Genomic DNA, 16,002 nt, shown 5'->3' with positions numbered 1-16,002 from the left:
CCTCCTTTACTCCAGTGTCAAGGTGACCGAAGAAGCGATACTCCAATCCCCAACTGGGTTTATTGTATACGTAGTACCCGGAGTCAACTTTCCATCATTTGTTAGGTCGAATACACCCGTCGCACCTTTTCGACTTGAATATTTATAAGTGGCCGTCAGAACATCCCCGCTAGGTGAAGTTAACGTTACACTTCGACCAGAGAACAGTTCATCCCCAGGGTCCTGGTCAAGTGTAACTTCAATGGAGGTTTCGCTCACTGCTTGAGCACTTGCAACCACTAGTGGATCAAACGATTTCGCCGTAAATGAAGCATTTTCGATGTTGGCCCAATCCGAAGAAACCGTATATGTGACACCTGATTTCAGCGTTTGTCCCTCAGGCAAACGGAACTTCGGTTCTTGTTTGCCATCTGTGGATTGCGTGAACGGAACATATCTGGCAACGATAGGCTCGCCACCTTCTGGCGTAATTACAACTTGTCTTGCCTGCATGGAAGAGATGATCTGATACGTTTTGCCTCCTGCTTGCTCTTGATCATTCAGCACGAATGCATTAGCTCCTCGACCACCACTGTAAGCCGAAATGATGTAACCATAATCCACGACACTGTTCACTTGCAATGCTTCAATCTCGAATGTATCATTCGTTACTTGACTAACCGTTGTCATGTTTATTTTCGTACCACTGCCTTCAAAGGAACCAGCGTCTTGGCCTTTGTAAGTCAGGTTGTACACTTCACTAGCATCTTGTACGGACGTTGGAACGATGTAAGTCGCGATTGACCCTGTTTTCAAACGGGGCATATTGGTTAACGTCAACCCGCCACTAAACGCAAAGTCCGTTTGTGCCTTGGCAAAAGCTTCATTCGCTGCTGTCAGCGGCTTGTCAAAAGTTACAATTAACGTAATGGCATTCAGTGATCTAACGCTCTTGATTTGAGCTTGCTCCGAAGGAATAGCTTGGTGTGCAGTTTGCAACAGCACTGCTGTTTCGCCGCGCGTTGCTGTACCGTTCTCGGAGTAGAACTCGCTCATCCAATGGTGAACGGACTTTACATCACGTTGCATCGCTTTGGATACGACCTGTTCGAGTTCAGCATCCGACACTTGAGTTTGCGGATTGAATTGTCCATCGTTAGCCTGCATGATGCCAAGTTCAACAAGCTTTGACGCATATGGCGCATACCATGCATTCGGATTCACATCCGTCAATTCTACGGTTTCTCCCCTCTTGCTCTCCAAATTAAACGTTTTGAAAACCAATGAAGCTAACTCCGCACGAGTAATTGCTTGATGTTCACCCATAGATTGATCTGCATACCCGTTCATGATCCCCAAGCTATTGAGATCCTTGATAGCAGCTTCAATCTGTTGTTGATTAAGCTGTGTGGTTGTTGCCGCAATGTTAGTAACGTATGTAGCTGCATGTACTTGATTCGCAGTTAACGGGAACACTGCTGTACCTAATGCAGTTATGGTTAGAAATGTAGCGATTTTGCGGGTTGTAGAATTCATGGTTGAATTCCTCCTCTATAGGTTGTAGTTGCCTGTATCTATAGAATAGAGGACAAAAAGAAACTCCCAAGGCTAAAGTTATTAACAAAATATAAACTGGCTCTAAATTTTCACGAAACTTATGCAGTAAACCGGTAGCCTGCACCCCAGACGGTTTCAATATACTCCGGATTTTTGGGGTCTGTCTCCAGCTTGCCGCGTAGTTTGCGAATATGGACAGTAACCGTTGCAATGTCTCCGGTGGAATCCATGCCCCAGATCCGCTCGAACAGATCTGATTTGCTGAATACACGGTTGGGATGACTCGCAAGAAATACAAGTAACTCGAATTCCTTGGTTGTAATCGCCACCTCTTCTCCATTAACAAAAACGCGGCGTGATCCTTTGTCAATGTGAAGCCCGCGAATGTGGATTTCATCCTGCTCAGCTGGTTTGTTTTTGCCAAGTAGTCTCTCGTATCGGGTCAAATGAGCCTTTGCTCGTGCAACCAATTCACTTGGGCTAAACGGTTTTGTAATAAAATCATCCACTCCCAGATTAAATGTCCTGATCTTATCGATTTCTTCCTTTTTCGCGGAAACGACAAGGATGGGTACCTCCTTCACCTCGCGAATGCGCCTGCAACATTCGAAGCCGTCGAGTCCAGGAAGCATCAGATCAACAATGATCAGATTATAGTCCCCCTCCAGTGCCTGCTTCAGACCTCCATCTCCAGTATGGCAGAGATCCACGGAAAATCCGTTGAGCTCAAAATAATCCCGTTCCAGTTCCGCAATCGTTGTTTCGTCTTCAATGATCAAAATGTTTGCCATAACTCATTAGTTCCTCTCTTCATTCAGCCGTTTCAGTTTGATATATATACTCGTGCCATCATTGGGCTGGCTTTCTGCCCAGATAAAGCCCCCATGTCCATCAATGATTTGGCGGGCAATTGCCAGCCCGAGCCCACTTCCGCCCGTTGAGGAATTCCGGGATTGTTCTGCACGATAGAAGCGTTCAAATATATAAGGCAGTGCCTCTTCAGGTATTCCCCTGCCATTATCTTTAAAGCCCATCGTAATCCATTTCTCATCAGCTTGAAGTGTAATCTCGAATCGTTTGTGTTCATTCTCCATGTATTTGAGTGCATTATCCACCACATTAACAACGGTACGTTTTAACTTCTCCGGATCCACAGCAGCCATAGCGGGACCAGACACCTGGTTATTCCAATCCAGGGCAACACCTTTGTCCTCCAGATCATATCTCAGCTCTTCGATGCTATCTTCAAGGAAATCAGCGAGATCAACTGCTTTAAACAGGAAAGGCTCTTGGTTCAAGTCGAGCTTGGAATACAAAAACAGTTCATCCACCAGCTTATCCATGCTAACTGCTTTGGAGTGAATGATATTAACATAACTCTCCATTTTCTCCGGAGTATTAGCCACGCCGTCACGAATACCCTCAATATACCCTTTGATATTGGTAATCGGCGTACGGAGATCATGCGAAATGTTGGAGATAAGCTCTTTGCGGTTCACTTCGTCCTGCTGACGTAACGCATAGGAGAGCTGTAATTGATTCCGCATGCTCTCAAACGCTTCGCTAAGTTGACCAACCTCGTCATTGGAGTTTAGCTGAAGTTTAAAGGATAGATTGCCATCCTTAATATGTTCGGCTGAACTTCGTAGTTGATTCAAGGGTTTAATGAAGCTGCGCGTGATCCAGCGGAACAAGAGCAGATTTGCAATGATGAGGACGCCAATAAGCAGGAATGACATCACAGGCAGCAACTTGCGAGTAAGCTCCGCAAAGGGGCTTCTCTCACGAATGACAAAGATACTCCCCCGTTCCCCATCTGAATATTGAAAATCAAATTTTGCATACGCGTAAAATCGCTCACCAATATTGAAGGTGCTCCGAATCTGATAATTGTTAAGATCATAGGCAGGCAGTGCTTGCTTCAGTTCTGGCTGGTTGAAGGTCAGTGATTCGAAGATCTGACTATTCTCTCGTCTGATATAGAGCCCTGACTTCTCAGCTCGAAGCTTCATATCATATTCACGCAGCAAAACCTTGTTCTGCAGGTCGTCCGGGTCATTTTTGGCCAGAAACTTCATCTCTTGAAAGATCGATTCTCCCTGTTCAGTCAGGGGGTTGATCTGATAATGTACCTTGTATATATCACGGAAACTCTGTAGATCCCCTGTGGCCGCAATCGTATACAGACTTGCCGTAAGCAGGATGAACAGTAGACTTATAACAAGCATGCCCGTAAAGGACAGCAGCATTTTTATTCGAATTGACATGGGTTCCCCTTCTCAAGCAAACAATTGGATTAGTTAGTGCACATGTTAACACAAGATGGATTCTATTGCCCATATGTAAAAAAGAGCTTTCTTTTTCATTATATATGTTGACAGTGATAATCGTTATCAATAATGTTGGAGTAAGGTGCACAACGATTTATCTTAGAATGACTGGCAAACACTTTTGAAATGAGGTACGTAATGTGAAAGTAGACGTTAATCAGTTAGCAGCGCATTTTGCACACATTCCTTTTCAAGTAGAAGGCGTATATCGATATGCTAGAAATCCAGGGGTTCCCCAGGCTGACTATACCGATTCTTTTCCTGGATTTGTATTTCCTCTTACAGGAAAAATACAATTTCAATTTGATGGTACACCCTATATTTTTTCACCAGGAAAAGTTGTACATGGGGGCGCGAAAATGAAACTGGATCAAACCGTGTTTCATAGAACGGACTGGGAATATATCCTCGTTTTATACCGAATATGTAGTTCGGACCTCGAAGAGACAAGCTTTTCCCATCAGCATTTTGAATTATCAACGGGTCAGTCTCCACGTCTGATCGAATTAATCATGCGTCTTTGGCATGTGTATAACCAGCGTGGAGGTATTTCAAAGTTTCAGACCGAAATGCTGTTTCGCGATGTACTGAATGAGACCTTAATATGTGTTGATCATAGGCAAAACAGTTGTGAAACAGATGTTTTATTCGAACGGATCTCTACCTATATCCAAGAATACTATGATCAAAATCTGACTGTCGGATCGCTTGCAGAACAAAATAATATTAATCGAAATCGACTTTCCTACGTGTTTAGAAGACATGCAGGTATGGGTCCAGCAGAATATGTATTGAAATATCGTATAAACATGGCACAACAAATGTTATTGGCAAGTGATGCGTCTGTACAACAGATTGCCGAGACCGTTGGCATTGCTGACCCCTTTTATTTTAGCAGAGTGTTCAAGAAACAATATGGTATTTCTCCTACGGAGTATCGTCTGAAGTTCATCAATAATCCATCCTGATTTCAATAGGCATCCATGTTATACCAAAGCTTAAATCAGTATACTGAACATATAGGATTAATACACAGGAGGAATGACGATGCACTATCAAGCTATTAAATTAAATGAGGAATTTTCGAAATTAAACGATCTTTGGTCTCCGAAACTCATTGGTGAAATGAATGACTATCAATTTAAGATCGTTAAGATTGCTGGAGATTTTGAGTGGCATGTTCATGAGGAGACTGACAAGTTATTTTTTGTGCTCGAGGGGGAAATGATAATTGATTTTCGTGATGGGCAAGTGAAGATTTCCAAGGGCGAGATGTATATTGTCCCTAAGGGAGTCGAGATCAAACCTTCCGCCGAAAAGGAATGTCATATCATGTTGATGGAGCCTAGAAGCGAAGTAAACACTGGCGGGACTAAGGCCGAATAAGCGTCAGTTATTGGAACCAGGAAGTTAATTTGCAATATCAGAGAGCCGATAACCCCGTAATGGGGTTATCGGCTCTGCGTCTGTACGGCTAGCTCTTCGACATACATTAATCAGCAAACTCTCGGTTATGTCACTTGTTGCTGGTCTTCCTGATCAATTCCACACCATCGTATGCCAGAATTTCCACACTTGCTGCCTTCTGCAGTATGTAATGATCAAAAAAGTTCTTCGCATAGTCTGTAACAATATTTCGCATCTCCATAACATCCCGTTCACCTCTGAGTTCCTCATTAACACTGGTAAACACGATGTCACAGTAATCTAAATGTGCAACACGATCAACTGAGAAATAATAGGTTTCCATGCTATTGTTAGCGCCAATAATCGCATTCATATTATAGTTAGGTTCACAAAACAGGAACAAGAAAGGTTTCTTAAGATCGCTGTCAAGAAGTCCAAACGCACCGCTATCCAAACCAATCCCGCAGGTGAACCGGTCATCATCACGGCAAACCATCGCCGTCGTAGGCCCTCCATAGGAATGTCCGACTATACCCATGCCGATGTCAAGCAACAATCTGCCCTTAAAGATGGAATTCAGCTCTCCAGAGTCCAGTTTGTAAAGATAATCGGCTACATACCTTACATCTTCTGCCTGTAATTCACTATACTCTGTTATCTTGGAAAGTATCGGTAGTGCAAGCACGTTACGGCACATCTCAATGGCAGTTTCATCGTCAGGACGCATCTCCATCTTACCAGCCAACGCCAGCATCTCCGGATCTTCACCAAACGCTGTAATGACATCCGAAAAGTCCTTTGATACATTAAACAGGCGCCCATCTTTACGTTTATACATCGTGCTATTCTGATGGCCGATGCTTACCACAACATACCCCATGCTTGCCAAGTCTGTACAGAGCACTGTCCCCCATTCTGGAGATCCGCCCCCGCCGCAAACATAGAATAACACTGGATAGCGCTTTTCCTTCCCGGAAAGAGCAAGGTCGTCGTAACACTGGGTCTTGATATCTATAGAGAAAACATCCTTCAACGCATTGACAAGTGGCTGCTCATTAAACATCTCGTAGACTTCAGGAAACATGTACGTTGATGTAGTCTTACCTTCGCTACTGTCAGACGGATAGTACACAAAAGCGGTCAGTTCTCTTTTGGAGTAATCTGATGCCGTGTACTCAAAATCCATCTGGGTTCGACCGACAGTATAGCCCCCAATTGGTTCTGGAAATGCGTCATAGGTTTTCATTTTCTTTCCCCCTTAAGATCGCTAACCATTTCAGAATATTTATGATCTTCAAGCAGCCCATGACCCATAAATTCAGCAAAGTACTTGCTGATCTTATGTTGCAGCTCAGAGTCCTTAATATCGAATTCCCTAAAAAACAAGATTAAATTAAGCTGCATTGACTCAAACATAAAAGAGATCAGATCGTCGTCAACATCCGGTCGGAGATATCCATCAACCCTCATTCGGCGTAAAATGTCCTTGATCATGGGGAATGACTCGCCCTTTAACACATTCACATATACTTTCAGCAAAATGTCCTCAGGAATATATGAAAATGTTTTAGTCAGTTTGATTTCCAACTCATTCAGTGGCTCGGTCACCATGCCATTAACGTTACCAAATAAGCCAGTAAGGAAATAGCTGTAAAGGGAATCTTCATTACTGTTACTGAAGTATGTAGCTCTTTTCTGGGTCACAATACGTATTAAGTGACAATAAAGGTCATCTTTGTCTTCAAAATACCGATAAAATGTTCCGGGGTGCATGGACAAACTATCCAAAACCATCTTCATAGTTATATCCTCGTAAAGATTATCAACAAAAAGATGCATAGCGCTATTCGATATTTCCTCGCGCCTTGCTTCGTCTAAACGAAAGAAAGTATTTTTTGGCATAGACTACTCCTTAATGTATAGTGTGAACTGATTCACACTATACTGATAATAAATTCACAAGTCAACTAGTTTTGAAAAGATTCGGGAAGAAATATGCAAGAGCCGCTGATCACTCTGATCAGCGGCTCTTTGAGATGTTTGTATTAAAATCAGTTGGTGAGGGATGAAATTCATGAATATCGGATCAGATATCTATTCAACGAGAAAGGACTTCAAGTACTTTACCACTTCCATCTTCAATAATACGTATACTGTTGTCATCGATGAGTTGAATGGTACTATCTGAATTCAAAATTTCCTGCTGGTCCGTTACCCCGTGAGCAATGGATTTGCGAATCAGACCTTTATTTTTGAATACCAAGGTGTAAAGATCGTAGTCTTCCGTTTTTCGATTAGTGTGTTCAATGATGACAATAAGTAGATTTTGGGGACTCCTCTTGAAATTTATTTTAAGATCATGAGTATTCACATTCATGTCCTTGATCCCTAAGGGTATCAAACTCTTTTGTCCAGTAGAAGCATTCGTAATCTCAAGGTCTCCTTTTGCAGTGCGAATGACATAGGTGTAACCCATGTTGCTGCCATAAAAAGTATCAGTATAATTGCTCAATCCAGTCACGGTTACCTTGTTCGTTTTCATATCTTGATGAGTCACTTCCCCGTCCAAAGCAGATGCAAGAAATCTAATGGGTACATAAAGGTGACTAATATACGACACAGGTTCTGTGCCCATATCTACTTTTTGACCATCTACCTCGGCAATGCTGCTTCCCAAGTGCACAACAATATGCTTCTGACTGCTCTTCAGTACGGCCGTATTATCATCTTCCATCCCCCACACTAGGCCTGCCTTAATACCGAGTGAGAAAAAACTTCCGTAAGTGACTCCATCCTTGATTAACGTCTGAACATGGTTAATACGACCGTCTGCCCACTGAATTTCCAAATCAACATATTTGGATGCTGCTTCAGATTTTTGCGCCCCCAATGGTAATAACACCGACATCACTAATGCAACGACAACTACTTTTTTCAAATGCTTCATTCTCACAGCGATTCACCCACTTCATGTAATTTTTAATCTTACAATAGTAACGTTATGTTCCAATAAAAGTTTGATCAGCTTTAGACAGGAATTCGGTCCCTGATAAACAAAAAAAGCCGCTAAAATAGCGACTTTTAATGGTACTATGTTTTTGTCCTTGGCTTCATTACAACTCGAGATCATCAGCGAGTCCTTCAACACCTGTGAAGATGGAATCCCCGTAACCCCAGAAGTTGTTGAAATCGATAATGTAGATTTTTTTGTTTTTAACTGCGTTAATGTTTTGCACCTGCTTGTTGGCAAGCAGCTTTTTAATCGTTTCTTCTGGATCAATACCACCTGCATACCTCGAAATAATCATTGCATCTGGATTAATCTCGATTAACTTCTCCAGACTGAGTGTGCCAGTTTCATTAATCAGCATATTATGCATATTGATTAATGACATTGCACTTTCAATAAACGTATCACCATTTCCGTTGTAAATTCCAATGGTTCCATCACCATTATCCGAAAATGATGCATAGTTGATCGTTTCAGAGCTAGCTCGGGCCGACAAGGCATTCTCGCGTGCTTTAAGCGTCTCAATATATGCCGCTGCATTGGCTTGTACGTTGAATATCTCACCTAATTCAGTAATATCCTGATACAGACTATCTAACGATGCATCAGGAACACTGGTGCTTTGTACGTACGTTTTAATCCCCATATCATTCAAGCTGCTTACTGTACCAACACCCCAGTCCGCATCCTCAAACAATCCACCACGCCCTACAACCAGGTCAGGCGTAGCCCCTATCGTCACTTCCTTACCTACATAGCCTTCAGCAAGCACAGGAATTTGTTTAAACTCGTCAGCAATATCTTCAGGTACACTACCAAACAACGCAGCTACACCTACAAGTTTGTCTGTCAAACCAAGGCGAATCATCAGCTCGGCTGCACCTTGGGTATTGGCAACTACTCGTTCAGGTGCCTTGTCAAACGTTTGATCCTTCTTCACCCATGTGCCGTTCTCTGTTGTATAATTTGAAACGGTTACCGGGTAAGTTGTTTCAGCAGGTGCTGAAGTCTCTGCATCCGATGTCTTCTCATCTGTTGCAACATTTTTCGCTGCTTGTTGCGAGTTATTGTTTGCCTGATCGCTACCATCACTATTATTGGAGCAGGCTGCAAGTACAACAACAAGTGCAGCAATAAAACAAAATAACATTCCTTTTTTAAAGTGTGTAGACATTTAATTCTCTCCCTTTTGAATCCTTAATTTTCTATTTATGCATTATGTAAAATAGTTATTGTCAGTATACAGCAAATGTCGAATCTCGTAAATGATAATTATAATCATTCTCAATTGATGAAAATAGGACATTCTCCTCTCCGTTTTTTTCTATTGCTTTCGTCAACAATAACAAAAAAGCCGATCCAATTTATGATCGGCTTTGCTTGACACTATTCATACTCCAGTTGCTCTATCTGCTCTTACCAACCGCGGTTGGACATGCGATCTTCTGGAGCCAATTTAGAAATTTCGATCCCTTTCATCGGGGCGCCCAAGTTTTTGGATACTTCAGCAATCAGTTTGTAATCGGTGTAATGTGTTGTAGCTTCAACGATTGCACGAGCGAATTTCTCAGGGCTATCAGATTTGAAAATACCTGATCCTACAAACACACCGTCTGCTCCCAGGTGCATCATTAATGCTGCGTCCGCCGGAGTAGCTACACCGCCTGCTGCAAAGTTAACGACAGGAAGTTTTCCATTTTCATGAACTTCGCGCAGCAACTCATAAGCTACACCCAGATTTTTGGCTTCAGCGTACAGCTCGTCTTTGGACATATTTTGCACTTTGCGGAGCTGGCTGTTAATTAGACGCATATGACGAACTGCCTCAACAATGTTGCCCGTTCCAGGCTCACCTTTTGTACGAATCATCGATGCACCCTCACCAATACGGCGAAGAGCTTCTCCCAAATCTTTGGCTCCACATACAAATGGTACAGTAAACTCATGTTTATCGATATGGAACACTTCGTCTGCAGGCGTAAGAACTTCACTTTCATCGAGATAGTCCACACCTAGGGATTCAAGCACTTTGGCTTCTATGTAATGACCGATACGTGCTTTGGCCATAACTGGGATAGATACAACCTTCATAACCTCTTCAACGATGGTTGGATCTGCCATACGAGCTACACCGCCAGCAGCGCGAATATCGGAAGGTACCCGTTCAAGAGCCATAACAGCTGTTGCCCCTGCCGCCTCAGCAATTTTAGCTTGCTCTGCATTCATAACGTCCATGATGACGCCACCTTTTTGCATCTCAGCCATTCCTCTTTTTACACGATCTGTACCTGTTTGCATGATTGTAATCCTCCTAAGTAACTTTTGGGTGGTTTTCAATAAAGGCATCGCTCTAATCTATGATTTAGTATAGAATGAGAATGGTCATATAAAAAGATCCAATATTTTTGGTTTTTATTGTACCACTTCAATGATAACTCTGGAGGTCCTATGCAATTTCATGTAGCTTACAGTTCATATTTGAACCGAAAATATACCAAGATGAAGGCCCTCTATCATGCCATTCGTGATGCAATTCATGAAGGTAATCTTATACATGGCGAGAAGTTACCCTCTACTCGAGAGTTAGCCGCGACGTATCACATTTCCAGAGGAACCGTGAATCAGGTCTATGATACGTTGACTGCTCAAGGTTACATTCATTCAGAGCATGGAAGAGGAACCTTTGTTGCTTATCAGTTGGACTTAAGCAATGATGCATCCACCGAGAAAGCTTGTACGCATCACTTATCCGCCTGGGGAAATCGTATTCAGCAGTTTGAACAGCAGTCGATTCAAACAAATACACCGTCCAATGCTCATACACTTGATTCCAGAATGAATAGCGACGAAGTGATCGACTTTAGCAAATATCAACCTGATTTCTCCAAGTTTCCTTACGATGAATGGAATAATCGATTGTATGCAGAGATAAGGCAGCGTGAGCATCACCTGAAAACAACCTCTGCCATGGTTAGTTCAACCGGGGATCCGAAATTGAGAGAAGCCATTGCTGCCTATCTTCGGAGGATGCGGGGCATTCAAGTTGATCCGGATCATATTGCAGTAACTGCAGGCTCCATGCAAGCTATAGCTCTACTCACTCAATTACTTGCAGATCCTGGGGATTATGTAGTGACAGAGAGTCCTTGTTATGTCGGGATTTCTAAAGCCATATTGGCTGCGGGTGCAAAGTTGATTGAAGCTAATCTCGATGGTCAGGGCGTTGTGCCCCAGGACTGGGAAGCACGTATGATGTTTGTCACGCCGTCACGACAATTTCCTACTGGTGAAATGCTCAGTCTGGAACGCAGACAAACCTTGCTGGACTGGGCACAGCGAAATGATGCCATGATTGTTGAGGATGATTATGATAGTGAATTCCGATATCGCGGAATGCATGTTGAACCACTGAAAACACTCGATAAAGCAGGACGTGTAATCTACCTGGGTAGCTTTACCAAAACCTTGCCTTTAGAAGTACGACTTGGTTATGTGGTTCTTCCCCCTACCTTAGCAGATACCTTTAGAAAGGCACAGGCATTATACGAGCCAAGACCCGTCAACCTGATCGAACAACGGGCATTAGCTGCATTCATGACAAGTGGTCAATATGAACGTCATCTGCGCAGAATGAATCGATTATACAGTCGGAAATTCCATCTGTTACTCAAACTTTTGAACAAGCAGCTCTCTACATGGTTTGATTGGGTGGAGAATGAAGCGGGTCTCCACGTGTTTGGCTGGTGGCGAGGTAATGTGACCACTTATGAGGCCTTTCGGGAATCAGCTCGGTCACAAGGTGTGGTATACTCAGAAGTCAGCAGTTCAACGTCTGTTGGTACGAAGTATGGTATCTATTTGTCTTTTGCACATTTGTCAGATGAACAATTACAGGAAGGCGTATCCAGATTAAAAAATGCCGTTACAACTGCATTGTGAGGTAAATCGTCTCCAAAATGTAGTACAAGAAGATCATCATTCGGAAGAGGGGCGATCGTTATGAATTGGTTAAATGAACTTTATAAAATAAATAAGCAGGAACCGGACAAGGAAATCGAACGTTCTTTGGTTAACGCCATCTTCCGAATATATGACCGGTTCCCCCGAATTGGCCTTAGAGAGCGGATCGGACAGCAAGAAATGTCTCTCGATATCGCCGATGCTTATATCCATGGGCATAATGCCATGATTGAAGCTGGTGTCGGAATCGGTAAGTCTTTTGCGTACCTGATCCCAAGTCTGCTCACGAATCAAATGTCTCAGAAACCAGTCATTATAGCGACATCCTCCATTCAGCTCTCGGAACAGATACATAAAGATTTAAGGATTATTGGTAGTCGATTGGGATTCTCAACGGTTCGCTCCGTCGTGGGAAAAGGCATGGGTCAGTATGCCTGCCGAAGTAGAGCAGCGGAATGGATCAATCTTGATGATGCAAACTCCTCCGTGTCTACCCTTGCGCAGCGCATATTAGATTATGAAATTGATGAAAGAGCCGATATTAAAGCTGGGGTTAGTGATGCCGAATGGTCCCACGTTTCCGTGAATGATTGCAAATTTGAACGTTGTCATCATAAAACTGCATGTTTGTTTTACGATATGAGAGCGAAATTAAATGCAAAAGCTCACGAGATTGATTTTATTATCGTGAACCAGGACTTGCTCATACGAGATTTGATGAAGAAAAAAGAAGGAACCAAGAGCATCATCTCAGAACAGCCTGCTCTGATCGTCATTGATGAAGCGCATAATCTGGAAGCAAAAGTTCGGGATGCCAGAACACTCGAGTTCACTTATCGGGGAATCTGCCGCATTCTGGATAACACGGTGCAGCTTCTAACGAAGCAGTCCGGGGATAAAAGTCTCTTCTCACAATCCAAGTTCATCAAAAACTGCGCTGAGCGCATCTTCAAACAGGTAAACGCGGATCTGCTCCACCATGCCAAGCAGGATAACGACCGAATCAAAGTGTCGGAAATCAAAGGAATACCGTTAAACCAAGTCTTAAACGATTTAAAAGATCTCAGTCTGCGACTTTCCATTTTGACCTCACGCCACGAGCGGGAGATCGATGACGCTTTTGAAGCCATCAACGGGCTTATTACCCTCATTCGTGTCTTATCTGAAATTGAGGACAACTATCTTTTATGGGCAAGCAGCCCCCTTAGAGTAACCACAATCAGCATCTGTCCCAAAGATATAAGCCAATTTCTGAAATACGCTTTATTTAATGGTAAGGTACCTGTAATCCTAACATCAGCAACGCTGTGCCAAGGCGGGGATACGCTGGAGGAACAATATTCTTATATGACGCACTCCCTTGGTTATAAGGGAGATTTCTTAGAGCGCCAACCCTCCCCTTTTGACTACACCAACCATGCCACGATGTACATTTCGAACAAAATTCCATATTACCAACATGACCAGCGCGAAATCTATCTTGAAGCAGCTTATAAGGAATTGGTTCAACTCTGTAATCTAACTCAAGGAAGAACAATCGTCCTTTTTTCAGCAAAAGAGGACATGAAATACATTCACAAAAAGTTGATCTCAAGGGCTAATGAATATACGTGGGCACTCCATGTTCAAAAAGAGGGATCATCACAGGACAGTGTCATCGCCGATTTCAGGAAAAGCAAAGGTGTCCTCCTGGGTACTGGTGTATTCTGGGAAGGCGTGAATATCGAGGGGTCTGACCTGTCGCAGGTCATTATTTTCCGTCTGCCCTTCCCTGTTCCATCGGATCCTGTATATGAATATAAGGCATCTGTAACGGAGAATTCGTTCATGGAGGTATTTGTACCGGACATGCTTCTTCGGTTACGGCAAGGAACGGGTCGTTTGATTCGAAGTGAAACGGACCTCGGCATACTCAGCATACTTGACTCTCGTCTCAGCGCAGCGGCCAAAAAGAGTTATCGGGAACAGGTGCTGGACACGTTACCGTTCAAAAAACTGACAGAGGATTTTGCGGTTTTGGAGAAGTTTGTCCAAAATAAAGGAATACGACGTACGGATTAGAAGTGGAATAACACGTAACCTTGAAAAACTGCCTAAATTACATGAAGCAGCCCTTCCACCTATCAAGCGGAAGGGCCAATTTAAATGCTGGAAGTAAGATTTATGCTACAATATATTCCAGATCTACGAATCCCAAAGGAGGCATTACTATGGTTGAAAGACCAACTACAGAGGAATATGCAGCTTATTATAAAGGGTACATCCAGCTTGTTCCTGAAGGGAACATCATCGAACGCTTAGAGCTGCAAGCCAATATCATACCAACTTTGCTCTCTTCATTGACAGAGGAGCAAGCAAATTATCGGTACGCCGAAGGCAAATGGAGCGTGAAAGAGGTCATCGGTCACCTTTTGGATAACGAACGCATCATGAGCAGCCGATTGCTTCGCATCGCCAGAGGTGAGCAAGCGAATCATCCCGGCTACGACCAGGACGTGCTTATGCAGACCCACCCTTTCAATGCGTATACCCTGGCCGATTTGAGCGAAGAATATGCCGTCACACGCCGCTCAACCATTCTTATGCTTCGTCGCCTCACCCCGGAAGCATGGCTCTGTAGAGGGATCGTCAGTGATAACACTGCTTCAGCTCGATCGATTGCATTTGTTATGGCTGGACATGAGCTCCACCATTGTTCAGTACTTCGCGATCGCTATTCGTTGGATTTGAAATTATAAAATTCATCCAAAAAGACTTTGAACCTGCATTCGCTGTAGGATCAAAGTCTTTTCTCATCAGTCGTTTTATCGTTCAAATTATCGTTCAAAATGAATCCGATGTGCGTCCTCTCGCAAAGATAATGTGGAATAATCATTTAGAATCGGAATGTCCCCATTGAATTCAATGGGCAGTACCACATAGCTGGACTGAAAATAATCCGATCCGTTCCAGCGATCTGCAAAATACAGATACTCCTCCGCTGATCGTTTCAGCACAAACGCTGGTTGCGTTTGGTACGTCGTTTCATCGCCAAAATCGCTGAGCATCCCCCATGGACCATCCATCGTATTAGCCATCGCGTATTTCCCTTGATTGGGAGCCCAACCCGTGCAAAATGAGGTCACCATATAATACTTCCCTTTCCGTTTGAAGACGGCTGGCGCCTCCCGATACTCCCCCTGCCACACCTTTCCGATAAGACTTTCGACATTAAGGTAATCTTCCTGCAGACGATAGATGTGCAGGTCTGCATTGTCTCTGGCAGCTGAAATAAAATACGTTGCCCCGTCTTCGTCCTGAAAGAGCGTGCAGTCACGCGACATATACCCGTACGGATTAAAGCTGCCATGATACACGAAATGACTATCCGGAGAATCCGATGTGGCAATGGCGCATGCGGCATCGTTGTAATTGTTACCATTCTCATAGTGAGCCCAGAGTACAAACTTTTTGGTCACCGCGTTGAAAAGCACTTTAGGCCGTTCGAGATTTACTTTTCCACCTTTATCGTTCACTAATGCCAGATTCGTCCGAACTCGAATGGGTGCAGCTGGTGTAGAGGTGGTCAAGATATGGTTTCGAAACTCCCAGTTGAATAGATCTTTGGAACGGTAACAACTCACATATATATCGTCTCTCCGATCTTCGCCATACCAGTAATAATAGTCATCATGGAATAACATATGTCCACCATGAGCATGGATTGGATTACCGCTTGAATCATTCCAGATGCCACCATTGGTTAATTGATTATTCACA

The 16,002-nt window shown here is 43.4% G+C and carries 14 protein-coding genes; 5 read left to right on the top strand and 9 right to left on the bottom strand.

From position 1 onward, the window contains the following. Positions 1-6: 6 nt before the first annotated feature. The 3 genes from MHI52_RS15810 to MHI52_RS15800 all read right to left on the bottom strand — a co-directional run bounded on the left by MHI52_RS15810 (position 7) and on the right by MHI52_RS15800 (position 3,803). Positions 7-1,515 (bottom strand): S-layer homology domain-containing protein, encoded by a 1,509-nt coding sequence (locus tag MHI52_RS15810; protein ID WP_076253122.1) that lies wholly within the window; start codon positions 1,513-1,515, stop codon positions 7-9. 119 nt (positions 1,516-1,634) lie between these two features. Then, a complete protein-coding gene (locus MHI52_RS15805) occupies positions 1,635-2,327 on the bottom strand; it encodes a response regulator transcription factor (RefSeq protein ID WP_076253121.1) in 693 nt (230 codons plus the stop codon). A gap of 6 nt (positions 2,328-2,333) precedes the next feature. Further along, positions 2,334-3,803 carry a HAMP domain-containing sensor histidine kinase gene (locus tag MHI52_RS15800; protein ID WP_076253120.1) on the bottom strand — a complete coding sequence of 490 codons (1,470 nt, stop codon included), beginning with the start codon at positions 3,801-3,803 and terminating at the stop codon, positions 2,334-2,336. Between the two features lie 203 nt (positions 3,804-4,006). Between MHI52_RS15800 and MHI52_RS15795 the strand changes: the two genes are divergently transcribed. Together MHI52_RS15795 and MHI52_RS15790 are read left to right on the top strand one after the other, a co-directional pair. Further along, on the top strand, positions 4,007-4,834 hold the full coding sequence (locus MHI52_RS15795; protein WP_076253119.1) for an AraC family transcriptional regulator: 828 nt from the start codon (positions 4,007-4,009) through the stop codon (positions 4,832-4,834). Positions 4,835-4,913: 79 nt separating this feature from the next. Next, on the top strand, positions 4,914-5,252 hold the full coding sequence (locus MHI52_RS15790; RefSeq protein WP_076253118.1) for a cupin domain-containing protein: 339 nt from the start codon (positions 4,914-4,916) through the stop codon (positions 5,250-5,252). Positions 5,253-5,382: 130 nt separating this feature from the next. Here the strand turns inward: MHI52_RS15790 and MHI52_RS15785 are convergent, their stop codons facing one another. The 5 genes from MHI52_RS15785 to pdxS form a co-directional block, all read right to left on the bottom strand. Continuing rightward, positions 5,383-6,519, bottom strand: a complete 1,137-nt coding sequence (locus MHI52_RS15785; protein ID WP_076253117.1) for a choline esterase — start codon at positions 6,517-6,519, stop codon at positions 5,383-5,385. Further along, complete coding sequence (locus tag MHI52_RS15780) at positions 6,516-7,175, bottom strand: TetR/AcrR family transcriptional regulator (RefSeq protein WP_076253116.1); 660 nt, start codon at positions 7,173-7,175, stop codon at positions 6,516-6,518. The genes MHI52_RS15785 and MHI52_RS15780 overlap by 4 nt, the downstream gene beginning before the upstream one ends. 196 nt (positions 7,176-7,371) lie before the next feature. Next, on the bottom strand, positions 7,372-8,220 hold the full coding sequence (locus MHI52_RS15775) for a copper amine oxidase N-terminal domain-containing protein (RefSeq protein WP_101313825.1): 849 nt from the start codon (positions 8,218-8,220) through the stop codon (positions 7,372-7,374). Positions 8,221-8,386: 166 nt separating this feature from the next. Then, positions 8,387-9,457, bottom strand: a complete 1,071-nt coding sequence (locus MHI52_RS15770; RefSeq protein WP_036615655.1) for an ABC transporter substrate-binding protein — start codon at positions 9,455-9,457, stop codon at positions 8,387-8,389. A 242-nt stretch (positions 9,458-9,699) separates the two neighbouring features. Next, on the bottom strand, positions 9,700-10,584 hold the full coding sequence (gene pdxS, locus MHI52_RS15765; RefSeq protein WP_200868523.1) for a pyridoxal 5'-phosphate synthase lyase subunit PdxS: 885 nt from the start codon (positions 10,582-10,584) through the stop codon (positions 9,700-9,702). A gap of 147 nt (positions 10,585-10,731) precedes the next feature. On the opposite strand from pdxS, the gene MHI52_RS15760 reads away from it, so the two are divergent. From MHI52_RS15760 to MHI52_RS15750, 3 genes are all read left to right on the top strand, one after another. Then, positions 10,732-12,222 (top strand): PLP-dependent aminotransferase family protein, encoded by a 1,491-nt coding sequence (locus MHI52_RS15760; RefSeq protein ID WP_076253115.1) that lies wholly within the window; start codon positions 10,732-10,734, stop codon positions 12,220-12,222. 60 nt (positions 12,223-12,282) lie between these two features. Continuing rightward, positions 12,283-14,304, top strand: coding sequence for an ATP-dependent DNA helicase (locus MHI52_RS15755; RefSeq protein WP_076253114.1), 2,022 nt, complete (start codon positions 12,283-12,285; stop codon positions 14,302-14,304). A gap of 149 nt (positions 14,305-14,453) precedes the next feature. After that, complete coding sequence (locus MHI52_RS15750; protein ID WP_036615666.1) at positions 14,454-14,981, top strand: DinB family protein; 528 nt, start codon at positions 14,454-14,456, stop codon at positions 14,979-14,981. 78 nt (positions 14,982-15,059) lie between these two features. Here the strand turns inward: MHI52_RS15750 and MHI52_RS15745 are convergent, their stop codons facing one another. Next, complete coding sequence (locus tag MHI52_RS15745) at positions 15,060-16,001, bottom strand: family 43 glycosylhydrolase (RefSeq protein WP_051447401.1); 942 nt, start codon at positions 15,999-16,001, stop codon at positions 15,060-15,062. Position 16,002: the final 1 nt, after the last annotated feature.

The organism is Paenibacillus sp. FSL H8-0283, assembly GCF_045040675.1.
Lineage (GTDB): Bacteria > Bacillota > Bacilli > Paenibacillales > Paenibacillaceae > Paenibacillus > Paenibacillus amylolyticus.
The sequence above is the reverse complement of the archived record's forward strand: the minus strand, read 5'-3'. Positions and strand labels throughout refer to the sequence as shown.

What these genes read in the sequence shown, in the direction of transcription:
- MHI52_RS15800 (WP_076253120.1), bottom strand. Translation starts at nt 3,803, where the DNA reads ATGTCAATTCGAATAAAAATGCTGCTGTCCTTTACGGGCATGCTTGTT.
- MHI52_RS15770 (WP_036615655.1), bottom strand. Translation starts at nt 9,457, where the DNA reads ATGTCTACACACTTTAAAAAAGGAATGTTATTTTGTTTTATTGCTGCA.
- MHI52_RS15750 (WP_036615666.1), top strand. Translation starts at nt 14,454, where the DNA reads ATGGTTGAAAGACCAACTACAGAGGAATATGCAGCTTATTATAAAGGG.
- MHI52_RS15810 (WP_076253122.1), bottom strand. Translation starts at nt 1,515, where the DNA reads ATGAATTCTACAACCCGCAAAATCGCTACATTTCTAACCATAACTGCA.
- MHI52_RS15760 (WP_076253115.1), top strand. Translation starts at nt 10,732, where the DNA reads ATGCAATTTCATGTAGCTTACAGTTCATATTTGAACCGAAAATATACC.
- MHI52_RS15785 (WP_076253117.1), bottom strand. Translation starts at nt 6,519, where the DNA reads ATGAAAACCTATGACGCATTTCCAGAACCAATTGGGGGCTATACTGTC.
- MHI52_RS15775 (WP_101313825.1), bottom strand. Translation starts at nt 8,220, where the DNA reads ATGAAGCATTTGAAAAAAGTAGTTGTCGTTGCATTAGTGATGTCGGTG.
- MHI52_RS15780 (WP_076253116.1), bottom strand. Translation starts at nt 7,175, where the DNA reads ATGCCAAAAAATACTTTCTTTCGTTTAGACGAAGCAAGGCGCGAGGAA.
- MHI52_RS15790 (WP_076253118.1), top strand. Translation starts at nt 4,914, where the DNA reads ATGCACTATCAAGCTATTAAATTAAATGAGGAATTTTCGAAATTAAAC.
- MHI52_RS15755 (WP_076253114.1), top strand. Translation starts at nt 12,283, where the DNA reads ATGAATTGGTTAAATGAACTTTATAAAATAAATAAGCAGGAACCGGAC.
- MHI52_RS15805 (WP_076253121.1), bottom strand. Translation starts at nt 2,327, where the DNA reads ATGGCAAACATTTTGATCATTGAAGACGAAACAACGATTGCGGAACTG.